This window comes from Rhodanobacter sp. UC4443_H10, assembly GCF_052978325.1.
In genome coordinates this window covers 254,324-274,555 of the sequence record NZ_CM129668.1, presented here as the reverse complement: position 1 = coordinate 274,555, position 20,232 = coordinate 254,324, and the positions used below count along the sequence as shown (strand labels likewise).

The window sequence follows — 20,232 nt, the reverse complement described above, 5'->3', positions numbered from 1 at the left end:
TCGCGTCCGCCCAGGAGCCACGACCATGCGCCACCGCCCCGCCCCGCTGCTGATCCGGCTCGCCCTGCCCGCCGCCTTGCTCGTGCTGGCCGCCTGCGCACCCGCGCCGATCTACAAGACCACCGGCAACGCGGTGCTCGCCACCCCCGCGCAAGTGGCGCAGACGCCCGAGCAGTACAGCGGCAACGAAGTCATCTGGGGCGGGCGCATCGTGCACGTCAGCAATTTCCAGGACCACAGCGAAATCGAGCTGCTGGCCTACCCGCTGGATTCCTCGCAGCGGCCGAAGGCGAACGACAGCGGCAACGGCCGCTTCATCGCCGTGCTGCGCGGCTACGTCGAACCGCTCGACTACCCCGCCGGCGCGCTGATGACCGTCGACGGCAAACTCAACGGCACCCGCGGCGGCCAGGTTGGCCAGGCTGACTACCTGTTCCCGCTGGTCGACGTGGCGCAGTCCCACGTCTGGACCGCCGAGGAAATGCAGAAGGGTCGCAGCAACGTGCACTTCGGGCTTGGCGTGGGCGTCGGCATCCGCTGAGTCGCTGTCCGGAGGCGGGCACCCCGCCTCACGGCCTCGCCGCGGAGGCAGCAGGCGTCCGCCGCCATCTCGCGGAGAGGCCCGGCTGGCGTCCATTACAATGGCCGCCCGTTTCCCGCCCGAGCCCGCGCATGTCCAGCCACGCCAACCCGATCAAGGCCATTTTCCTCGCGCTGGGCGCGAACTTCGCCATCTTCGTGGCCAAGCTCGCCGCCGCCGTGGTTACCGGCTCCGGCGCGATGATGGCCGAGGCGGTGCACTCGCTGGCCGACTGCGGCAACCAGGGCTTGCTGCTGCTCGGCATCCGCCAGGCCAAGCGTCCACCGTCCGACGAATTCCCGCTGGGCTGGGGTCGTGCGCTGTACTTCTGGTCGTTCCTCGTCGCCATCCTGTTGTTCAGCGTGGGCGGCATGTTCTCGATCTACGAGGGCGTGCACAAGCTCACGAATCCCGAACCGCTCAAGTGGCCGTGGCTGGCGATGGGCGTGCTGGTGTTCGGCATCGTGGTCGAAGGCATCTCGATGCGCGGCTGCATGCAGGAAGTGAACAAGGCCCGCGGTGACCAGGATCTGTGGACGTGGTTTCGCCAAACCCGCTCCAGCGAACTGCTGGTGATCTTCGGCGAAGACCTGGCCGCCCTCGTCGGTCTCTGCCTGGCCGCCCTCGCCATCGGCGCCACCATGTTCACCGGCAACCTGATGTTCGACGCCGCCGGCACCATCGCCATCGGCACCCTCCTGATCGTCGTCGCCGTGCTGGTGGCGATCGAGGTGAAGGCGCTGCTGATCGGCCAGGGCGTGGAACCGCGCCGCCGCGACGAGCTGATGGGCTTTCTGAGGAACCGCCCCGAAGTCGCCGAAGTCCTCAACCTGATCACCCTGCAGATGGGCGCCGACGTGATGGTGGCGGTGAAGGCGCGCATGCAGCCCACCGCCAACCTCATCGAAGCCATCAACACCGTCGAGGCCGCGATGAAGGCCGAGTTCGGCGACGTGCGCTGGAGCTTCTTCGAGCCGGACAACGCGGATTGATCATCGGCGAGGGAAAGCCATGTGACAACGTGTTGTTCGTCGCAAGCGCCCGCGCCATCACCCCCCGGTGGCTGGTCCCGCCACCGGTGGTCGGACGCCAAGAAGTTTTCCGATAACGGTCTTGCGCACCAGAGCGTGATAGCTGAGCAGGCAAAGTGCGAACGTTGCCATGACGGAGATCGCAAACTTCGCCCCCCACCACAGCTCCATGTCCATCAGTCGGTACTGAATGACGAACAGGACCGGGAGATGGATGATATAGACCCAATAAGACGAGTCGGAGAGGTAGCGCAACAGACAGTTGCCCCGATTCAGCAACGATCGGCCGGCGACGAGGCAAACGCAGGTCATCCAGACGCTGACGCAGGCTTCGACTGCCGCGATGGGCAGCGTCGCAGACGGCTCCGCGGCGGTGGGCACGTGCCGCTTGAGCAGATACCAGAACACACCGTACAGGCCCAGGCTTGCCAGCAGCAGCCACGATGCGAAACGGCGGAAGCGCTCGATCAGGGCCTCGTGGCCGAAAAGCAGATAGCCGAACGCGAAGAATGGTCCATAGAACCCGAAAGCCCAGAACTTGGGAAACAGGCTTTCTGGTGCGGGATGCGGAGCGGTCACCGAGGCGAGCGCCGGCACCAGCAACAGGGGTAACAACGCCAACTGCCACGCGGGGTTCAGGCCACGCACCAGGTTCCCGACCTCCCCCAGCTCCAGGCTTTTCGCCGCCCAGATCAGGACATAGAAGAACAACAGGTAGTAGAGGAACCACAGGTGGCCCGTACCGGGCGGCAGTGCTGGTGGGTTCGCCATCAACGAGAACTGCTTGATCATCACCAGCACAGGTGACGGGTTCTGCACGCTCGCCGCCGCATGCAGCGTGCTGTAGCTCATCGCGGCGAGCACCAGCGGGCAAAAGATCACCAGCGGCAATGCGATGCGTCGCATGCGATTGAGGAACATGCCGCACATACCACGCTTGCGCAGGAGCATCGCCGCAAAGAAGCCCGCAACCAGAAAGAACAGCGGCATGCGAAACAGGTGCAAGAACCAGATGCACCAATCAAGGGCAGGCGATTGCGCGCGATCGGCCGTGGGAAAATACGGATGCAGGAGCGGGCTGTAAGCCAGCGCGGCGTGGAAAACCACCCCGGACAACATGGCCAGCGCGCGCAGGTTGTCCATGTAATGAAAGCGCATTGTGTCGTGCATGGCGAGACCTCCGAACAGGTCGGACGGATTCATCGGAATGATGCATGGCCGCGCTTCGACTCCACCCGCTGCGCGGGCTACGCCTGTCCTGAGCTTGTCGAAGGGCTAAGCGTGAACGGGGATCAGTTCAGTAGAACGATTTCTTTCGGCAATGCACCCAGCCGGTCGCGATGAGGACCGCAACGCCGACCACCAGTTGGCCAAGCAGGATCGACACCACGACCGGGCCGAATACGATGGTGTCGGTCTTGACGTGGTCGCTGATCGCCGGGAGCTGCCCCAGAAGCATGATGAACGGATTGATCAGCACCATGCTGCTGATCATGGCGAAAATGTTCCACCCCTCGGATTCGACTGCCATGGCGACGCTCAACGACACGGTGTACGCCAGCAGCACGTGTCCGAAGATCAACAACGACAAGACGACGAGCCCGTCCGGTAACGGTGTGAACAGGATCACCAGCATCGTTCCAGCGAGCATCACCAAGAACGGCACGAGAAACGTGACCAGGCTGCCGACCAGCTTGGCCAGGTAATAGTCCAGCGGCGTCACCGGCAGGCTCATCACGAACGCCAGCGTGTGCTCCTTGCGTTCGACCAGCAACGAGGTGGAGATCGAGAAGCACGAGGCAGAGACCAGCACGATGATCAGCAGCAGCGAGCCAAGATAGAAACTCCAGCCGGTGGCCATGCCGATCAGGCACAGCGCCACGATCCCGGCGAGCACGCAGGCCGCGAGTTGTTTCTGGAACAGGAGCCAGTCCTTCGCCACCAGGAGCTTGATCACCGGCAGGTTGAGTGACGAGAAATTCATGCCACACCTCCAGCGCGCACGGTGGTGACGAAAATATCTTCCAGGCTCATCGGCTCGGTGCTGCGAATTTCCACGCCCTTCGCCTGCAGGCGTTTCAGCAATCCGTCGCTGAACTGGCGCACCTTCAGTTCCAGGATCGAACCGTTCTGTCGCGCCGCGGCGATTTCGGGCCACGCGATCTTGTCCGGCACCCACGCTCCCAGGCAGACGATCCGGCGCCAATCGTCGAGGAATGCTTCCTTCTCCCTGGACGCCAGCAGCGCGCCGTCGTGAACGAAGGTGATGGTGTCCGCCATCTGCTCGATGTCCTTGGTGTTGTGAGAGGAAAAGATCACACTGCGCGCTTCGTCGCGAAGAACATCGGCGAGCGCCTCCAGCACCTCGTCACGCGCCACCGGGTCGAGGCCCGTGGTCGGTTCATCGAGCAACAGCAGCCTCGGCCGGCGGGCGAAATTGAGCATCAGCAGCGCTTTAACGCGCTGCCCGTGCGAATACCCAGTCATCGTCTGTTCCGCGCGCAGGTCGAAGCGGCGAAGCAGCTCGGTGGCGTACGCCTCGTCCCAGCCCGGATAGATCGCACGCACGAAATCCATGTGCCAGCGCAAGGTCCGGGTCTTGAACAGGCGCATGTCTTCCGTCGCGAATCCCAAGTCCTTCTTCGCGGCAACTTGTTGCGCCGGCATGGCATGTCCAAGCACCTCGACCGCACCCGCATCGGCCAGTGCCAGCCCGCTGAGAATGCGTAGCAACGTGGTCTTGCCCGCGCCGTTTACTCCCACCAGCCCCATGACCTGCCCCTCGGGCATGCTGAGATCGATGTCCCGGAGCGCGAAGTTCTCGTAGCGTTTGGTCACTCCGGACAGGGAGAATGCAGTCGTCATGGTGTGGATCCTTCAGTGGAATCGGCGGACCAGTCGGCCTGCTCGTCAAGCAGTCGCCGGATATCTTCCGCGGATAGGCCAAGCCGTCGGGCGCTGGCCAACATGGCATCAAAGTGCTGGGTGAACTCGGCACGCAGCAAGGTTGTCGACAAATCCCGCGATTCGGCCACGAACGAACCCATGCCGTGCCGCGTCACGATCACCCCGGCCTGGCCCAGCTCCGCATAGGCGCGCTTGACCGTGATCACGCTGACCCGGCTGGCACTCGCCAACTCCCGGATCGATGGCAACGGCTGGCCCGCCGGCCAATCACCAGCCATCACCTTGGTGGTGATCTGGTTGACGATCTGCTGGTACATCGGCGTGCTGTCGCTGACCGACAGGAACAGTTCGGGGTCGATCTGTGCATACTTCATATACACAGTATACCCACCAAGTTCCGTGCCGTAAAGCCATCGGGACACTCGGCAGGAAAGCTTCCATCGGACAACCATCGGCAGAAGACATCCGGAGCGGATTTCCGCCTTTCATGGACATGTGGCACGGATGGCTCGGGCGGCTGCTCAAGCAACGAGATGCCGAGCATTACATCGGGCGGCAAAAGATCGACCGCATCGGGGAAGCGAAGACTTTTCGGCTAGGTGCGTAAAGGCGAGGAGTTGCACACGCCACCCAAACTGACGACGGTCGCATACCGGTCACACGCTACAATTCTCTTTAGCACTTCTGCCCGGGATCCCTCTGCCTCATGCGCAACCCCCTGCAAGAACAACTGCTCAAGGCCGGCCTGGTCAACAAGGCCAAGGCGGCGCAGGTCGTGCGCGAGCAGGCGAAGAAGCACAAGGGCAAGGGGCCGGCGGCACCGAGTGCCGAGCAGGTGGAGGTGGAGCGGTTGCAGGCGGAGAAGGCCGAGCGCGATCGTGCGCTGGCGGCGGAGCGCAATGCGCAGCTGCGGCAGAACGAAGCGCACGCGCAGGTGCGCCAGATTGTCGAGGCGCACAAGGTGAAGCGCGATGGCGAGATTGCCTATCGGTTCACCGATGGCGGCACGATCAGGGATGTGCTGGTGAACGAGGCGCTGCGTGCGCAGTTGGCCAGCGGCACGCTGGTGATCGTGCGGCATGATCAGGGTTATGAATTGCTGCCGCGTGTTGCGGCCGACAAGGTATACGAGCGTGATGCGACAGCGATCGTGCTTGATCACGCGCGTAGCGAAGCCGGTAGCGGCAATGGTGCGGACGATGAGTATTACAAGCAGTTCCAGGTGCCGGACGATTTGATCTGGTAGGAGCCCGCTCGCGGGCGATGCAGTTGCTTTTGCGAATCCCGAATCCCGAATCCCGGCTTTCAAGGCATCGCCGCGCCAGCGGGCTCCTGCAGGGACTCGGGTGGCCTCGGGGAACGGTTACGGCGGGTTACGCCGCGGTTCCAGCAGATCCCAGCCGTTGCCGTACAGATCATCGAACACCGCCACCGTGCCGTAGGCCTCATGCCGCGGCTCCTCGCGAAAGTGCACGCCTTCGGCGCGCATGCGCTGCCAGTCGCGCTGGAAGTCGTCGGTGTGCAACAGCAGGAACACGCGGCCGCCGGTCTGGTTGCCGATGCGGGAAGTCTGTTCGTCACCCTTCGCCTTGGCCAGCAGCAAGCGGGTTTCGCCGGAACCGGGCGGCGCCAGCAGCACCCAGCGCTTGCCGCCACCCATGTCGGTGTCTTCGATCAGCTCGAAACCGAGCGCGCGGGTGTACCAGGCGATCGCCTCGTCGTAGTCGGCGACCAGCAGCGCAAGTGCGCCGAGATGCTGCTTCATGGCTTGCCTGCCTTGAGCACGGGCAGCGGGCCCAGTCCGGACTGCAGTTTCTTCGTGAGCCTGGCGCGGATCAGCGTATACGCGTCGAGGATGAGCGCCTGCAGCTCCGCCGTGGCGAAACGTCGTGGTTCGGTGACCGACACCCAGCGCATCCGCGCCAGGTACGGGGCCGGAATGACACCAGGCAGGTCGGTGAGTTCGAGGAATCGCTCGTCCGCCACCTTGAACGCCAGGCGCCCGCCCTCGCGACCATCGGCATGGGTCATGGCGAACATCTTGCCGCCCACGCTGAACACCAGGTTGTCGCCCCACTTGATGTCGCGCGTTACGCCGGGCCAGCGGCTGCACAGCCGCTGCAATTGGGCCACGGTGATGCCGCGGGGTGGCTGGTCGGTCATGCAGGCTGCTCCGCCGGGGGAATCCGCATCCATTGTGGGGTGTTGCGCAGGCGCTGTCTTTGTCCTGCGGCGCATCTTGTGGCGCAACATGAATGACCGGAAGTGACGCCAAAGCTCACCTAATCATCATGATCTGTCGGCGGTTGCCCGTTGCATAATCATGCTGCATTGCACACAATACGCAAAAGTATGGAGCGCCCATGATTCCCGCGATCGACTTCGTCTCCCCCACGCCGCATGCCTCGCTGCCACCGCGAAGCAGCCTGCGCTTTGCCCGCAAGGCCCTCGCGCCGGCGGCCGGCGAGAAGGTGCGTACGCAGGACGAACGGGAGCTCACCCTGCGGGCGATCGAACCGGGTGACGTGGCGGCGATGCAGCGCTGTTTCGCCCGCCTGTCGCCGGAGGAGATCCGTCGCCGCTTCCTGCACGCGATGTCCGAGCTGCCCACGCCGATGGCGCAGCAGCTGTGCCGGATCGACCCGACGCGCGAAACCGCCTTCGTGCTGATGGACGAATCCCTCCACCCGGCCGAGATGCGCGGCGTGGGGCGCATCTACGTCGACGATACCACCGACACGGCCGAGTTCTCCGTGCTGGTGGAGCATGCCTGGAGCCGCATCGGCCTCGGCGCGCTGCTGATGCAGCGGCTGGTCGACGATTGCCGGCGCCGTGGCCTGTACGAACTGTGGGGCTACGTGCTGCAGGAAAACCGGCCGATGCTGCAACTGTGCAAGGAGCTCGGCTTCACCCAGCGCGCGATTCCCGACGAACCGGGCACCATGCTGATCACCTTGAAACTGTAGGACAACTCATCACGGCGCCATGATCGGGAGCGGCGGGCGGTGCCCGCCCCGCACGGCCCGACTGGAGCGCCGCGTTACACTTGTCGGCTATGCCCAGCCCGATCAAGCATCCTCCCCTCCCCACCACACCCAGGCAGCGCCGCTACTGGTTGCCGCCGCACGGCTCGGCACGCGCCTTGCTGCTGGCCGAGGCGGCGCGCACGCATGAAGGCCTGCTGGTGGTGGTGGCGCGCGACACCCAGCGCGCACAGGCGCTGGAAGCGGAGCTGGGCATCTTTGCCGATGATCTGCCGGTGCTGCAGTTCCCGGACTGGGAGACGCTGCCCTACGACGCGTTCAGTCCGCATCCGGAGATCGTCTCGCAACGCATCGCCACGCTGTATCGCCTGCCTGGCGTCAAGCGCGGCGTGCTGGTGGTGCCGGTGGCCACGCTGATGCAGCGGATCGCGCCGTGTACCCACATCACCGGCTCCGGCCTGGTGATGTCGAAGGGTCAGCAGCTCGATCTGGCCGCCGAGCAGCGCCGACTGGAAGCGTCCGGTTACCGCCACGTGCCGCAGGTGGCCGAGCCGGGCGACTTCGCGGTGCGCGGCGCGTTGCTGGACATCTTTCCGATGGGCACTGCCGAGCCGTACCGCATCGAGTTGTTCGACGACGAGGTCGACTCGATCCGCAGCTTCGATCCCGAGACGCAGCGCTCGCAGCAGCAGGTGGAACGCGTCGAGTTGTTGCCCGCCCGCGAGTTTCCGCTCACCGAGGAAGCGGCGAAGGAGTTCCGCTCCAATCTGCGCGAGCGCTTCCCGATCGACGTGCGCCGCTGCCCGCTGTACCAGGACATGAAGGAGGGCGTCACGCCCGGGGGCATCGAGTACTACCTGCCCTTGTTCTTCCGGCAGACCTCCACGCTGTTCGACTACCTCGCCGACGACGCGCTGTTCGTGCTCGGCGAAGGTGCCGGGGAGGCCGCCGACCAGTTCTGGGCACAGACACTGGAGCGCTACGACCAGCGCGCGCATGACATCGAGCGCCCGGTACTGCCGCCAGCCGAGCTGTACCTGCCGCCGGACAAGCTGCGCGAGCAGCTCAACAAGCGCCTGCGCGTGGACGTGGTCGAGCCCGGCCACGAGCACGCCATCGACACCGGCACCCAGCCGGCGCCGGAGCTGCCGCTGAATCGCAAGGGCGAGGAGCCGGCCACCTCGCTGCGGCATTTCCTCGCCGGCTACCCGGGCCGCGTGCTGATCGCGGCGGATTCGGCGGGACGGCGCGAGGCGCTGGTCGATACGCTGGCAAGCGCGGGGCTGAAACCCGAGCACGTCGATGACTGGTCGGCCTTTCTCGCTCGTCACCCCGGTGAAAGCCGGAATGACGAACAAAACCTCCCGCGCTTCGCCATCACCATCGCACCGCTTGAGCAGGGCTTTGCACTGACCAAACCGGTGTTGACCGTGCTCACCGAGCGCGAGCTTTACGGCGAGCGCGTGCGCAACGAGCGCGAGCGCAAACGCCGGCGTGGCACGGCGCGCGATCCCGACACGATCATCCGCGATCTCACCGAACTCACCGTCGGCGCGCCGATCGTGCACGTGGATCACGGTGTGGGCCGCTACCAGGGGCTGCTGTCGATGGACGTCGGCGGCATGGCGGGCGAGTTCCTCACCATCGAGTACGCCAAGGGCGACAAGCTGTACGTGCCGGTCTCGCAGCTCGGCCTGGTAAGCCGCTACTCCGGCACCGCGCCGGAGCTGGCGCCGCTGCACTCGCTGGGCGGCGACGCGTGGGAGCGCGCGCGCCGCAAGGCGGCGGAGAAGGTGCGCGACGTCGCCGCCGAGCTGCTGGCGATCTACGCGCAGCGACAGGCGCGCGGCGGCGAGTCGTTGCCGATCGACCGTCAGCTGGTGGAGGAATTCGGCTCCAGCTTCCCGTTCGAAGAAACTCCCGACCAGGAAAGCGCGATCGAGGCGGTGCTGGACGATCTCGCCGCGCCGCGCGCGATGGACCGGGTGATCTGCGGCGACGTCGGCTTCGGCAAGACCGAGGTCGCGCTGCGCGCCGCCTTCGCCACCGCCACCGCCGGCAAGCAGGTCGCCGTGCTGGTGCCGACCACCCTGCTCGCCCAGCAGCACTACCGCAACTTCGCCGACCGCTTCGCCGACTGGCCGGTGCGCGTGGATGTGCTGTCGCGCTTCAAGTCCACCAGGGAAGTGAACGAAGCGCTGAAGCGCCTGGCCGACGGCCAGATCGACGTGATCGTGGGCACGCACAAGCTGCTGCAGTCGGACATCAAGTTCAAGAACCTTGGCCTGGTCATCGTCGACGAGGAGCAACGTTTCGGCGTGCGCCAGAAGGAACAGCTGAAGAAGCTGCGTGCCGAGGTGGATCTGCTGACGATGACCGCCACGCCGATCCCGCGCACGCTGAACATGGCGATGGCCGGTTTGCGCGACCTGTCGCTGATCGCCACCCCGCCGGCACATCGCAGCGCCGTGCGCACCTTCATCTCTGCGTGGGACCCGGCGACGATCCGCGAGGCGCTGCAGCGCGAGCTGTCGCGCGGCGGCCAGGTGTACTTCCTGCACAACGAGGTGCAGAGCATCGAGCGCACCGTGCGCGAGCTTGAGGAGCTAGTACCCGAGGCGCGCATCCGCATCGCCCACGGCCAGATGCCCGAGCGCGAGCTGGAAGGCGTGATGGCGGATTTCCACCGCCAGCGCTTCAACGTGCTGGTGTGCACCACCATCATCGAAACCGGCATCGACATCCCCACCGCCAACACCATCATCATCGACCGCGCCGACCACTTCGGCCTGGCCCAGCTGCACCAGCTGCGCGGCCGCGTCGGTCGCTCGCACCATCGCGCCTATGCCTATCTGGTGGTGCCCGACCGCAAGTCGATCACCGCCGATGCGCAGAAACGGCTGGAGGCCCTCGCCTCGCTGGAAGAGCTCGGCGCCGGCTTCACCCTGGCCACGCACGACCTGGAAATCCGCGGCGCCGGCGAGCTGCTCGGCGACGAACAATCCGGCCAGATCCAGGAGATCGGTTTCGGCCTGTACACCGAATTGCTCGATCGCGCGGTACGCGCGCTGAAGTCGGGCAAGGTGCCGGACTTCGACCTGAGCTCCGAGCACGAGACCGAGGTCGAACTGCACCTGCCCGCGCTGATTCCCGACGATTACCTCGGCGACGTGCACACGCGCCTGACCCTGTACAAGCGCATCGCCAGCGCCCGCAGCGAGGATGACCTGCGCGACTTGCAGGTGGAGATGATCGACCGATTCGGCCTGCTGCCCGAACCGACGAAGCAGTTGTTCGCCGTGGCCAGCCTGAAGCTGATGGCCACGCCGCTGGGCATTCGCAAACTCGACTTCGGCGCCAACGGCGGCCGCATCGTGTTCCGCGAGAAGCCGGAGGTCGATCCGCTGGCCATCATCAAGCTGATCCAGACCCAGCCGCGCGTCTACAAACTGGATGGCCAGGACAAGCTGAAGGTGATCCTGGACCTGCCCGGCGCCAGCGAACGCATCCGCAGCGCACAGGACGTGCTGGCGCTGCTGGGCGCGCGTCGCCCGCGCTGAGCGCGGCAAGCTCAGACTCCTCCGTCGGCAGGGAAGCCACGACCGGGCTGCCGGAATCACCTTGCCGGCCCGGGTGTCGGGAGTGACCCAAAGCGTCCGCTTTGGTCCCTGCAGGCCGTTCCCCTGGACCATCAGAGCATCGCCCCGCCCTCCCCGCCGCCGCCGGCCGCCTCTCCCGGCAAGCCGCGACATGGCATGACCCGTGCTTGACATCCTGGCTTTACATCGTGCAGCGTTGGAGGTTGGCCTTCTTTGCACCCCTGCAGGCCAGTATCCACGGACAAATCGACTCACGGACCACAGAAAAGCCCTGCGCGCGTGCTCCCCCGCAAGTCGCGCAGAACAGGGAAAGCCGAGTGGAGAAGCCGGTCACATTTTCAGCACGCCACCGCCAACGCATCCGCGCATGGATGCTGGGGCTCGGCTTGCTGCTGCTCGGGATCGGCGCAGCCCATGCCGACGGCATGCCGCTGAATGGGGCCTGGCAGGAAGTTGTCGCCGGTGACACGCCACAGGGCGTGATGGACGCCTACCACGCCGGCCGCATGAAGAGTTTCGACCCGTCCATGCTGCAACGCTTTCCGCGCAACGAGCTGGGCAGCTGGGTGGTGATCGCGGCGCAGCCGCCGTGGAACAACGAGGATCGCGTGCTCACCGTGTACCCGGCGCCGATGGGTGCGATCAGCGTGTTCCACGGCGACCGGGTGCATCGATTGGCGATGAACGATTTCAGCGCCCACGGCCACGGCCACGGCCGGCTGGCATGGCGCGTGCCGGCGGACCTGTCCGCATCCACGCCGATCCTGCTGCGCGTGGAACCGACGCAAACCGTCAGCGCGCCGATCCGCTTTCGCATCCTGTCGTGGGACGAGTATCTGCAGCGCGACACCCAGTGGCTGGTGTTCGCCAGCATCTGCTTCGCGGTGATGCTGGCGATGGTGATGATGGCGTTGTTCTTCTCGCTGATGCTGCGCGACATCACCTACGCCTGGTATGCCGGCTACATCGTCTGCTACGCCCTGATCCAGGGCATGCAGACCGGTTTCGTGTTCCATCCGCTGCGCTGGCAATGGCTGGTCGACTCCAGCACCATGGTCGGCGCAGTGGCGGTGGCCTTGTCGGTGACGTTCGCCTCGCTGTTCATGATGCGGTTCTGCGACCTGCGCCGCCATGCCCGGCTGCTGCAGGTGCCGGTGATCGCCGTGGCTGTGGGCATGATCCAGCTGGTGCTGATGCGCTGCAGCGGCATCCCGTTGCTGGTCTCGATGGCCCAGGCCCTGCTCAACCCGTTGCTGATGATCGGCGCGCTGCTGTTGCTGGTGGCCGGGGCAATCGCCGCGCTGCGCGGCTCGCGCCAGGCCTGGTTTTTCCTCGCCGGCTGGACGCCGTTGCTGCTGCTGACCGCGCTGACCAGCGCCCAGGTCAACGGCGCCCTGCCCCGCATTGACTGGCTCAACGATCTCAGCCTCGCCGGCGGCGCCTTCGAGGCGATGGTGCTGTCGCTGGGCCTGGCCGATCGCGCGCTGCAGTTGCGCCAGGATCGCGACGTGGTGCAGGTGCTGGCCGACCACGACGCGCTCACCCGCCTGCTCAACCGCCGTGCCTGGACCGAGCGTGCCGAAGCGCTGCTGGCCAGCAGCCAGGCGCCTTCGATCGCCGTGCTGTTCCTCGACCTGGATCACTTCAAGCAGCTCAACGACCACCACGGCCACAACACCGGCGACCGCGCGCTGGTGGCGGTGGCCACCACGCTCAGCGCGGAACTGCGGCCGGGCGACCTGTTCGGCCGCTACGGCGGCGAGGAGTTCGTGGCAATGCTCGACGGCATCGACGCGCAGGAGGCGATGCAGGTGGCCACCCGCCTTTGCCGCCGCGTGCACCGGCTGGAGATTCCGGTGCGCGACGAGCAGCAACTGCTCAGCGTCAGCATCGGCGTGGCCATGCGCCAGCGCGGCGACACGCTCGAATTGCTGATCGACCGCGCCGACCAGGCGATGTATCGCGCCAAGCTGCGCGGCCGCAATCGCGTGTGCATGGACGAATTCACGAACCGCTCCGCGCACGCCGCCGGCGAAAAGCGCCTGCGCGTGGTGGAGACGCGGCGCGAGGATCGCTGAAGCGCGGCGCGCCAGCCAGCGAAGGTCCGAACAAGTCGTCACCCCGGCGGAGGCGCGCGGTTGTCCAGTCATGATCCTGACCCCACTCGCGACCGATGGTCGCGGGAGCCCGCTCGCGGGCGATGCGTTGGCTCTTACAAATCCCGATCCCGGCCCCAAAGGCATCGCCCGCGAGTGGGCTCCTGCGGGAGGCGATGGCTTCGATGCCCGGTCACGGCCACCGATCCTGCCGTACCTGACCCAGCGGCGTGACGGTACGATGCCGGACAGCGACAAGCTCTACCAGCCCTTCGACTGTTGAAACGCGCCTCGCGGGAACGACGGGCAAAGACGTGGTCAGAGCATGCCTAGCCGACGAGCGCGTGCGCTGCCGCCACCACGTCGGCCTCGCCCGGAAGCACCAGCAGCGCCGCCCCGGCCAGCGGGGTGAAGGTGTCGGCACCGACCACGCGCTTGATCGGAGTGGCGCCGCAGCCGCCCTCGACGATCGCGGTGATCACGCCCTCGCCCACGCCGGCGCTCTTGCGGCCTTCGTCCAGCACCAGGATGCGTTTGGCGGTCTTCGCCTGCGCCGCGATGAAGGCGTCGTTGAGCGGCGCCAGCCAGCGCAGGTCGACCACGCGTACCTTCCACTTCAGTTCCGCTTCGATCGTGCGCGCGGCGCGCAGCGCCATCGGCACGCCGTTGCCGAAGGTGAATACCACCAGGTCGTTCGCCGCGTCGTTGTAGATGCGGCCCTCGCCCAGCGTCATCGCCTGGTCCGGCGCCGGGTAGTCGAACTGCCACTGGCCGTCGCCGGCCTCGTACAGGTCCTTGGTCATGTACAGCGCGATCGGTTCGAGGAAGGCGCACACGCGGCCGTCCACTTTCGCCAATGCCATCAGCGTGCGCAGCATCATCGCCGCGTCGTCGCCGCGGCTCGGGCAACCCACCACCAGGCCGGGAATATCGCGCAGCGCGGTGATCGAGTTGTCGTTGTGGAAATGGCCGCCGAAGCCCTTCTGGTAGCCCAGCGACGCGACCCGCATCACCATCGGGTTGCGGTACTGGCCGTTGGAGAAGAACTGCAGCGACGCCGCCTCACCGCGGATCTGGTCGCAGGCGTTGTGGAAGTACGCCAGGTACTGGATCTCCGGCAGCGACAGCATGCCCATGTTCGCGTAGCCCTGGGCCAGGCCCAGGATCATCGTTTCATCGAGCAGCGTGTTGAACACGCGGCTGCCCTTGAAGGTCTTGTTGAGGCCCTTGGTGACGGTGTACACGCCGCCCTTCTGCGCCACGTCCTCGCCGAACAGCAGCGCCTCGGGATACTTCGCCAGCAAGTCGTGCAGGGCCTGGCCGATCTGGATCGCCAGGTGCCGCGGCGGCAGTTTCTCCGGCAGCTTCGCCTCGCCGCCGAATACGGCCAGGCGCTTCTCCGCGTAGTCGGCACGCGTGGCCTCGGCCTTCACCGCGGCCGGCGTGTACGGCGCCAGCGGGGCCATCACGTCCTCCAGCGAGGTCAGCCGATGGCGCGAATCCGCGTCCTCGGCAGCGGCGAAGCAGCGCCTGCGGGTGGCCTCGTACAGGTTCAGCAATTCATCCTTCGAATACAGGCCGGACGCCAGCGCGATGCCGGCCGAGCGCAGCAGCGGGTCGGTCGCCTCCACCGCGAACAGCTCCTCGATCGAGCGCCACTCGATCTCGAAATCGGTGCCGGCGTGGCCCATCACGCGGGTGGTCTTGAGGTGCAGGAAGGTCGGCCGGCGCGTGCCGCGGCAATGCTCCACCGCACGCTGCACCTGGGCGTAGCCTTCGGCGAGGTCCAGGCCGTTCGCGAAGAAATAGTCGAGATTGGCACGATGCTGGTAGTTGGCCGCAATCCAGCCGCTCGGCGTCTTCACCGAGATGCCGATGCCGTTGTCCTCGCACACGAACAGCACCGGCGCCGGCAGTTTCTGGTACGCCGTCCACGCCGCGGTGTTGAACGCGGTCTGCGCGGTGGCGTGGTTGCTGGAGGCATCGCCGAACGAGCAGATCGCGATGCTGTCGTCGGGAATCGGCAGCTGGTGGCCGATCCGCCGCGCCTGCTCGATCGCCACCGCAGTGCCCAGCGCCTTGGGCAGGTGCGAAGCGATCGTCGAGGTCTGCGGCAGCACCCACAGCGGCTTGCTGCCCCACACCTTGTGGCGGCCGCCGGAAGCCGGATCGTCCTTGCTGGCGGCGAAGGACAGCGCCGAATCCATCACCGGGTCCATCCCCGGAATCTTGCGGAAGCGCTCGGCCATGAAACCGCCGGAGCGGTAATGCAGGAAGGCCGGATCGGTGTGGCGGGTCAGCCGCGCCACCATCGCGTTGCCTTCGTGGCCGGACGAACCGATGGTGTAGAACACCTTGTTCTGCACGCGCAGCACGCGCGCCATCAGGTCGAGGTGGCGCGAGATCAGCTGCGATTCGAACAGCTCGCGGAACCCGCGCGCATCCAGCGCGCTGCCCGGCAGCACCGCCTCGCCGTCACGCGGTGCGGCATGCACGTCGCCGCGCCACAGCTGCACGAACTCGATGAAGTTCTGGTCGACCACTTCGGCGCGGTTGAAGCCCTTGTGGCGGGAACTGATGGCAAACGGAATGGCGGTCATGGCGGATTCGTCAGTGGTGGCCGGCGACAACGGAGTCGCTCAGCGGGATGAAACAACAGGCAAGGGGAAAGCCGGTACCCGCAGCGCGCGCAGCACGGCGGCGCGCCGCAGATCCTTCTCGCGACCGAAACTTTCGAGCAGGCGGATCTGGTCGTCGATGCACGGTACCGGCACGGCCAGGCCGTTCACGCCGGCGAGCACCAGCTTGCCCGGCGCCACGGGCTGCCAGCGACCGTCGAGGTGGAGTTCAAGCCCGCCCATCACCTCGACCGGCGCGCCGGGAAAACGGAAGCGGGCGAAATGCGAGCGGAAGCGGTCGCCATCCGGTGGCGTGAATGCGGGTTCGCGCTGCTGCGCCCACACCTGCATCAGCGTGTCCGCATCGGCGCGCGAGGTCAGCACGTCCACGTCGGCCACGCTGACCTCGGCACCAAGCACCAACGCCGCGACGCTGCCGATCAGGCACCACGGATCGGCGCAGTGCACGTGCAGATCGGGCACCACGTCGGCCAGGGTGGCATACAGCGCGGGCGAGAGATGGCTCATGCGCGGCGGCGTTCCCAGGCTTCGCGACTCTGCCCCCAGATCTCCACCGGCAGATCCTGGAACGGTTCGGGCAGGCGGCCGGGGCCGATCAGGCTTGAGCCGAGTCGGCGCGCGACGCTTTGCGATGCAAGGTTGTCCGGCGCAATGGTGTGGATCACCTCGGTCCAGCCCAACTGGGCAAAGGCCCAGTCGATCGCCGCCACCGAACCTTCCGTCGCATAACCCTTGCCCCAGGCATCGCGCAACAAGCCCCAGCCCACTTCGGTGCCGGGCCAGCCTTCCGGACACCACGGCCCGAGCCGTCCGATCCATCGGCCGCTGCTTTTCTCGATCACCGAAAACATGCCGAAGCCCTGCATCGCCCAGGCCCCCGCCATGGACAGGAAGCCGCGCCACGCCACTGCCCGTGGCTGCGGGCCACCGATGTGGCGCGCGTTCTCCGCGTCGGCCATCAGCGTCGCCCAGCCCTCGAAATCCTCCGGCCGGGTCGGGCGGAGGATGAGGCGATCGGTTTCAATGCGGATGTCTTGCCAACCCATACAACACTCCGGCCTAAGCGGCGATGCCTGGCGCCGTCACTCCGGCGAACGCCGGAGAAGCTTCACCACAGCGAAGCTGGTCATCCAGTGTTTCCGGCATGGGGAAAGGCACTGGCTCCCGGCTTTCGCCGGGATGACGAGCCGGGAAGGCGCCTGGCGCCCATGCCTCAGAACGCGTTGATCCCCGTCAGCTCGCGGCCGACCACCAGCTCGTGCACGGTCTCGGTGCCCTCGTAGGTGATTACCGATTCCAGGTTCAGCGCATGGCGGATGGCCGAGTGCTCGGTGGTGATGCCGGCACCGCCGAGGATGTCGCGGCACTGGCGCGCGATGTCGATCGCCATGCGGCAGTTGTTCCACTTGGCCAGCGACACCTGGGTCGGCTGCATCTTGCCGGCATCCTTGAGGCGACCGAGTTGCAGCGACAGCAGCTGCGCGGTGGTGATGCGCCGGGCCATGTCGGCCATCTTCAGCTGGATCGCCTGGTTGGAGGCGAGCGGCTTGCCGAACAGCATGCGCTCGGCGGTGTAGTCGAGCACTTCCTTCAGGCAGGCCTGCGCCGCACCGATCGGACCCCAGGTGATGCCGTAGCGCGCCTGGGTCAGGCAGCCGAGCGGGCCCTTCAGGCCCTTCACGTTCGGCAGGCGCGCGCTGTCGGGCACGCGCACGTTGTCGAAGAACAGCGCGCTGGTGACCGAGGCGCGCAGGCTCATCTTCTTGTGGATTTCCTGCGCCTTGAAGCCGGCCGTGTCGGTCGGCACCACGAAGCCCTGGATGCCGTCGTCGGTCTGCGCCCAGACGATCGCGATGTGCGCCAGGTTGCCGTTGGTGATCCACATCTTGGCACCGTTGATGACCCAGTCGCCGCCGTCCTTCTTCGCGTTGGTCTTCATGTTGGCCGGATCGGAGCCGCCATGCGGTTCGGTCAGGCCGAAGCAGCCGATTACTTCGCCGGCCGACATCCGCGGCAGGTACTGCTGCTTCTGCTCCTCGCTGCCGTAGGCGAAGATCGGGTACATGCACAGCGAGCTCTGCACCGAGGCGAAGCTGCGCAGGCCCGAGTCCCCGCGCTCCAGCTCCTGGCAGATCAGGCCGTAGCTGACGCCGTTCATGCCGCCGCCGCCGTACTGCTCTGGGATCGTCGCGCCGAGCAGGCCCAGACCGGCGATTTCCGGGATCAGCTCCTTAGGGAAGCGGCCCTGGTCGAAGCAGTCGCCGATGATCGGCAGCACGCGCTCGTCGACGAAGCGGCCGACGGAATCCTGCACCATGCGCTCCTCGTCGCTGAGCAGCGCGCGGACATCGTACAGATCGAGCGGATTCAGACGGACAGCCATGGAAGCTCCAGAGGGGGCGCGTAAAAGCCGGTATTGTAGCGCGACCCATGCGCCCGCACAGGCCGGGCGGCCCCGACGGGTGCGTATGGAGCGCTCCTGTCCCGCCCCCTCTCTCCGCCGCACATCTGCCCCCCCGAAAATCCATGTTCAAAGGTGTCTTGCTCGGCTTCATGGCTTTTGCCGCCTTCGCCGCCAGCGACGCGTTCGTGAAGTCGCTGCGCGGCTCGCTGCCGGCCTACGAGGCCGTGTTTTTCGGCGCCGCGCTGGGGCTGACGGCCCTGCCCTTCATCAAGGGAAGCGACGACCGCTGGCGCGACGTGGTGCGGGCGCAGCGCCCCGGCCTGTGGCTGGTACGTGCGCTCGCCAGCGCGATGGGCAGCATCGCGGCGGTGATGGCGTTCACCGCGCTGCCGATGGCCGAGGCGTTCGCGCTGATCTTCCTGCTGCCGATCTTCGTCACCATCCTGTCGGTGCTGGTGCTGAAGGAAGCCGTGGGCTGGCGCCGCTGGTCGGCGGTGGTGGCCGGTTTCGTCGGCGTGCTGGTGGTGCTGCGGCCGGGCTTCCGCGTGCTGGGCATCGGGCATCTGGCGGCGATCGTGTGCGGGCTTTCCGGCGCCGTCTCGATGATCGCGCTGCGCATGGCCGGGCCGCACGAGAAACGCGTCACCTTGTACGGCGCCGGCATGGTCGGCTCGATGCTGGTGGCCGGCCTGCTGATGCTGGCCAACTTCCGCTGGCCGGACCTCGCCCAGTGGGGCCTGCTGCTGGGCTACGGCCTGCTCGCCGCACTCGGCTCCGTGCTGCTGATGCTGGCCACGCAAATAGCGCCGGCGAACCACGTCGCACCAACCCAGTACAGCCAGATGCTGTGGGCCGTGCTGCTCGGCTACGTGGTCTTCCATGACCGGCTGGACTGGCCCATGGCGACCGGCATCGCGATCATCCTGGGCGCCGGCCTGTTCACCTTCGTGCGCGAGGAGCAGGTGACGCGCTGGTGGAAGCGCGTACGGATGATCTAGCCAGCTTCTGCAGGCGCACGGCGCAGCGCGCCAGCTCGGCACGCAATGCCGATGGCGTGCGGATCTCGAAATCGAACGGCACCGCGGCGAGCTGGCGGGCAAACCAGGCCAGGTCATCGGCGCTGCTGCGCAACAACACGCCGCGATCCAGTGGCTCCAGCAGGCCAAAGCCCAGCGAGAACGCGCGCCGTGCGGTCGGCAGGTCCGCATGCAGCAACACCTCGATGTCGCGGCCGCGTGGCATGCCGGCGATGCCCTGCACCAGATGCTCCAGCGCATCGAAATCGTCGGGCCGCTCGAAATGGTGGTCCAGCAAGGTCACCTTGCCCATCCGGTCCAGCCGGAACGAGCGCAGCCCGTGGCGCAGTTGGCACATGCCCAGCGCATACCAGGCACCGCCGCGCCAGGCCAGGCCGTACGGATCGAACTCGCGTTCGGTGTGGCTGCCCTGGGCCGAGTCGTAACTCATGCGCACCCGCTGCTGCGCCTGCGCCGCGGTGGTCAGCGTGATCAGCGCGGCGTTGCTGGTCGGCATGTTTGTGGCCGGCAGCAGATCGACCTTGACCGTATCGGCGATCGCGCGCACGTGGCGCTTCAGGCCATCGGGCATCACCCGCGCCAGTTTCGCCTGCACGCTTTCCACCGCCGGCGCCGCCTCGGCCAGGCCCAGCCCGCGCGCCGCGACCATGCCCACCGACAGTGCCACCGCCTCGTCGTTGGTGAACATCATCGGCGGCAGCTTGAAGCCGGCGACCAGCATGTAGGCACCGTGGCGTCCGCGCTCGGCGGTGAGCGGGATGCCGAGGTCCTCCAGCATCACGATGTAGCGCCGCAGCGTGCGCACGTCGACGCCGACCCGGCGCGCCAGTTCGGGCCCGCTCATACGGCCGTGGCTCTGCAGCAGGTCGAGCACCGCCAGCACGCGCGTGGTGGGTTTCGCCATGGCGGCCATGGTAGCGACAAATCAGGGCGAAATTTGCCCTGTATGGGTTTT

At 66.6% G+C, this 20,232-nt stretch carries 19 protein-coding genes; 8 read left to right on the top strand and 11 right to left on the bottom strand.

Going from position 1 to position 20,232, the window contains the following annotated elements:
• Positions 1–25: 25 nt before the first annotated feature.
• The gene (locus ACVCMB_RS01190; RefSeq protein ID WP_447105927.1) at positions 26–541 is read left to right on the top strand and encodes a Slp family lipoprotein; all 516 of its coding nucleotides are present in this window, start codon (positions 26–28) and stop codon (positions 539–541) included.
• A gap of 131 nt (positions 542–672) precedes the next feature.
• Entirely contained in the window at positions 673–1,572 is a 900-nt protein-coding gene (locus tag ACVCMB_RS01185; protein WP_447105926.1) for a cation diffusion facilitator family transporter, read from the top strand.
• Between the two features lie 57 nt (positions 1,573–1,629).
• Here ACVCMB_RS01185 and ACVCMB_RS01180 read toward each other — a convergent pair whose 3' ends face one another.
• The 4 genes from ACVCMB_RS01180 to ACVCMB_RS01165 all read right to left on the bottom strand — a co-directional run bounded on the left by ACVCMB_RS01180 (position 1,630) and on the right by ACVCMB_RS01165 (position 4,892).
• Positions 1,630–2,814, bottom strand: a complete 1,185-nt coding sequence (locus ACVCMB_RS01180) for an acyltransferase family protein (protein WP_447105925.1) — start codon at positions 2,812–2,814, stop codon at positions 1,630–1,632.
• Positions 2,815–2,908: 94 nt separating this feature from the next.
• Positions 2,909–3,595: an ABC-2 transporter permease gene (locus tag ACVCMB_RS01175; protein ID WP_447105924.1), complete on the bottom strand. Its 687-nt coding sequence runs from the start codon at positions 3,593–3,595 to the stop codon at positions 2,909–2,911.
• On the bottom strand, positions 3,592–4,476 hold the full coding sequence (locus tag ACVCMB_RS01170) for an ATP-binding cassette domain-containing protein (protein WP_447105923.1): 885 nt from the start codon (positions 4,474–4,476) through the stop codon (positions 3,592–3,594). The genes ACVCMB_RS01175 and ACVCMB_RS01170 overlap by 4 nt, the downstream gene beginning before the upstream one ends.
• Positions 4,473–4,892 (bottom strand): GntR family transcriptional regulator, encoded by a 420-nt coding sequence (locus ACVCMB_RS01165; protein WP_447105922.1) that lies wholly within the window; start codon positions 4,890–4,892, stop codon positions 4,473–4,475. Before ACVCMB_RS01165 ends, ACVCMB_RS01170 begins: the two co-directional genes overlap by 4 nt.
• 332 nt (positions 4,893–5,224) lie before the next feature.
• Here ACVCMB_RS01165 and ACVCMB_RS01160 point away from each other — a divergent pair, with 332 nt between their 5' ends.
• Positions 5,225–5,764, top strand: a complete 540-nt coding sequence (locus tag ACVCMB_RS01160; protein WP_447105921.1) for a DUF2058 domain-containing protein — start codon at positions 5,225–5,227, stop codon at positions 5,762–5,764.
• Positions 5,765–5,881: 117 nt separating this feature from the next.
• Here the strand turns inward: ACVCMB_RS01160 and ACVCMB_RS01155 are convergent, their stop codons facing one another.
• Both ACVCMB_RS01155 and ACVCMB_RS01150 read right to left on the bottom strand, forming a co-directional pair.
• Positions 5,882–6,283 (bottom strand): VOC family protein, encoded by a 402-nt coding sequence (locus ACVCMB_RS01155; protein WP_447099210.1) that lies wholly within the window; start codon positions 6,281–6,283, stop codon positions 5,882–5,884.
• Positions 6,280–6,681: an MmcQ/YjbR family DNA-binding protein gene (locus tag ACVCMB_RS01150; protein ID WP_447105920.1), complete on the bottom strand. Its 402-nt coding sequence runs from the start codon at positions 6,679–6,681 to the stop codon at positions 6,280–6,282. The genes ACVCMB_RS01155 and ACVCMB_RS01150 overlap by 4 nt, the downstream gene beginning before the upstream one ends.
• A 200-nt stretch (positions 6,682–6,881) precedes the next feature.
• Between ACVCMB_RS01150 and ACVCMB_RS01145 the strand changes: the two genes are divergently transcribed.
• The 4 genes from ACVCMB_RS01145 to ACVCMB_RS01130 all read left to right on the top strand — a co-directional run bounded on the left by ACVCMB_RS01145 (position 6,882) and on the right by ACVCMB_RS01130 (position 13,480).
• Positions 6,882–7,484 carry a GNAT family N-acetyltransferase gene (locus ACVCMB_RS01145; protein WP_395117581.1) on the top strand — a complete coding sequence of 201 codons (603 nt, stop codon included), beginning with the start codon at positions 6,882–6,884 and terminating at the stop codon, positions 7,482–7,484.
• Positions 7,485–7,573: 89 nt separating this feature from the next.
• Positions 7,574–11,062, top strand: coding sequence for a transcription-repair coupling factor (mfd, locus tag ACVCMB_RS01140; protein ID WP_447107199.1), 3,489 nt, complete (start codon positions 7,574–7,576; stop codon positions 11,060–11,062).
• Between the two features lie 410 nt (positions 11,063–11,472).
• Entirely contained in the window at positions 11,473–13,179 is a 1,707-nt protein-coding gene (locus tag ACVCMB_RS01135) for a diguanylate cyclase (RefSeq protein WP_447105919.1), read from the top strand.
• A 70-nt stretch (positions 13,180–13,249) separates the two neighbouring features.
• Entirely contained in the window at positions 13,250–13,480 is a 231-nt protein-coding gene (locus tag ACVCMB_RS01130) for a hypothetical protein (RefSeq protein ID WP_447105918.1), read from the top strand.
• 46 nt (positions 13,481–13,526) lie between these two features.
• On the opposite strand, the gene ACVCMB_RS01125 is transcribed toward ACVCMB_RS01130, so the two are convergent.
• The 4 genes from ACVCMB_RS01125 to ACVCMB_RS01110 all read right to left on the bottom strand — a co-directional run bounded on the left by ACVCMB_RS01125 (position 13,527) and on the right by ACVCMB_RS01110 (position 18,219).
• Positions 13,527–15,797: a thiamine pyrophosphate-dependent enzyme gene (locus tag ACVCMB_RS01125; protein ID WP_447105917.1), complete on the bottom strand. Its 2,271-nt coding sequence runs from the start codon at positions 15,795–15,797 to the stop codon at positions 13,527–13,529.
• A 39-nt stretch (positions 15,798–15,836) separates the two neighbouring features.
• The gene (locus ACVCMB_RS01120) at positions 15,837–16,343 is read right to left on the bottom strand and encodes a hypothetical protein (protein ID WP_447099214.1); all 507 of its coding nucleotides are present in this window, start codon (positions 16,341–16,343) and stop codon (positions 15,837–15,839) included.
• Positions 16,340–16,882, bottom strand: a complete 543-nt coding sequence (locus ACVCMB_RS01115; RefSeq protein WP_395117573.1) for a GNAT family N-acetyltransferase — start codon at positions 16,880–16,882, stop codon at positions 16,340–16,342. Before ACVCMB_RS01115 ends, ACVCMB_RS01120 begins: the two co-directional genes overlap by 4 nt.
• A gap of 167 nt (positions 16,883–17,049) precedes the next feature.
• The gene (locus ACVCMB_RS01110; RefSeq protein WP_395117571.1) at positions 17,050–18,219 is read right to left on the bottom strand and encodes an acyl-CoA dehydrogenase family protein; all 1,170 of its coding nucleotides are present in this window, start codon (positions 18,217–18,219) and stop codon (positions 17,050–17,052) included.
• A 143-nt stretch (positions 18,220–18,362) separates the two neighbouring features.
• Here ACVCMB_RS01110 and ACVCMB_RS01105 point away from each other — a divergent pair, with 143 nt between their 5' ends.
• Positions 18,363–19,238: a DMT family transporter gene (locus tag ACVCMB_RS01105; protein ID WP_395117569.1), complete on the top strand. Its 876-nt coding sequence runs from the start codon at positions 18,363–18,365 to the stop codon at positions 19,236–19,238.
• Here ACVCMB_RS01105 and ACVCMB_RS01100 read toward each other — a convergent pair.
• The gene (locus ACVCMB_RS01100) at positions 19,180–20,181 is read right to left on the bottom strand and encodes a helix-turn-helix transcriptional regulator (protein WP_447105916.1); all 1,002 of its coding nucleotides are present in this window, start codon (positions 20,179–20,181) and stop codon (positions 19,180–19,182) included. The genes ACVCMB_RS01105 and ACVCMB_RS01100 overlap by 59 nt on opposite strands.
• Between the last annotated feature and the right edge of the window lie 51 nt (positions 20,182–20,232).

Excerpts from the sequence above, each read along its gene's own strand:
- ACVCMB_RS01190 (WP_447105927.1), top strand. The coding sequence starts at position 26 with ATGCGCCACCGCCCCGCCCCGCTGCTGATCCGGCTCGCCCTGCCCGCC.
- ACVCMB_RS01185 (WP_447105926.1), top strand. The coding sequence starts at position 673 with ATGTCCAGCCACGCCAACCCGATCAAGGCCATTTTCCTCGCGCTGGGC.
- ACVCMB_RS01180 (WP_447105925.1), bottom strand. The coding sequence starts at position 2,814 with ATGAATCCGTCCGACCTGTTCGGAGGTCTCGCCATGCACGACACAATG.
- ACVCMB_RS01175 (WP_447105924.1), bottom strand. The coding sequence starts at position 3,595 with ATGAATTTCTCGTCACTCAACCTGCCGGTGATCAAGCTCCTGGTGGCG.
- ACVCMB_RS01170 (WP_447105923.1), bottom strand. The coding sequence starts at position 4,476 with ATGACGACTGCATTCTCCCTGTCCGGAGTGACCAAACGCTACGAGAAC.
- ACVCMB_RS01165 (WP_447105922.1), bottom strand. The coding sequence starts at position 4,892 with ATGAAGTATGCACAGATCGACCCCGAACTGTTCCTGTCGGTCAGCGAC.
- ACVCMB_RS01160 (WP_447105921.1), top strand. The coding sequence starts at position 5,225 with ATGCGCAACCCCCTGCAAGAACAACTGCTCAAGGCCGGCCTGGTCAAC.
- ACVCMB_RS01155 (WP_447099210.1), bottom strand. The coding sequence starts at position 6,283 with ATGAAGCAGCATCTCGGCGCACTTGCGCTGCTGGTCGCCGACTACGAC.
- ACVCMB_RS01150 (WP_447105920.1), bottom strand. The coding sequence starts at position 6,681 with ATGACCGACCAGCCACCCCGCGGCATCACCGTGGCCCAATTGCAGCGG.
- ACVCMB_RS01145 (WP_395117581.1), top strand. The coding sequence starts at position 6,882 with ATGATTCCCGCGATCGACTTCGTCTCCCCCACGCCGCATGCCTCGCTG.
- mfd (WP_447107199.1), top strand. The coding sequence starts at position 7,574 with ATGCCCAGCCCGATCAAGCATCCTCCCCTCCCCACCACACCCAGGCAG.
- ACVCMB_RS01135 (WP_447105919.1), top strand. The coding sequence starts at position 11,473 with ATGCTGGGGCTCGGCTTGCTGCTGCTCGGGATCGGCGCAGCCCATGCC.
- ACVCMB_RS01130 (WP_447105918.1), top strand. The coding sequence starts at position 13,250 with ATGATCCTGACCCCACTCGCGACCGATGGTCGCGGGAGCCCGCTCGCG.
- ACVCMB_RS01125 (WP_447105917.1), bottom strand. The coding sequence starts at position 15,797 with ATGACCGCCATTCCGTTTGCCATCAGTTCCCGCCACAAGGGCTTCAAC.
- ACVCMB_RS01120 (WP_447099214.1), bottom strand. The coding sequence starts at position 16,343 with ATGAGCCATCTCTCGCCCGCGCTGTATGCCACCCTGGCCGACGTGGTG.
- ACVCMB_RS01115 (WP_395117573.1), bottom strand. The coding sequence starts at position 16,882 with ATGGGTTGGCAAGACATCCGCATTGAAACCGATCGCCTCATCCTCCGC.
- ACVCMB_RS01110 (WP_395117571.1), bottom strand. The coding sequence starts at position 18,219 with ATGGCTGTCCGTCTGAATCCGCTCGATCTGTACGATGTCCGCGCGCTG.
- ACVCMB_RS01105 (WP_395117569.1), top strand. The coding sequence starts at position 18,363 with ATGTTCAAAGGTGTCTTGCTCGGCTTCATGGCTTTTGCCGCCTTCGCC.
- ACVCMB_RS01100 (WP_447105916.1), bottom strand. The coding sequence starts at position 20,181 with ATGGCGAAACCCACCACGCGCGTGCTGGCGGTGCTCGACCTGCTGCAG.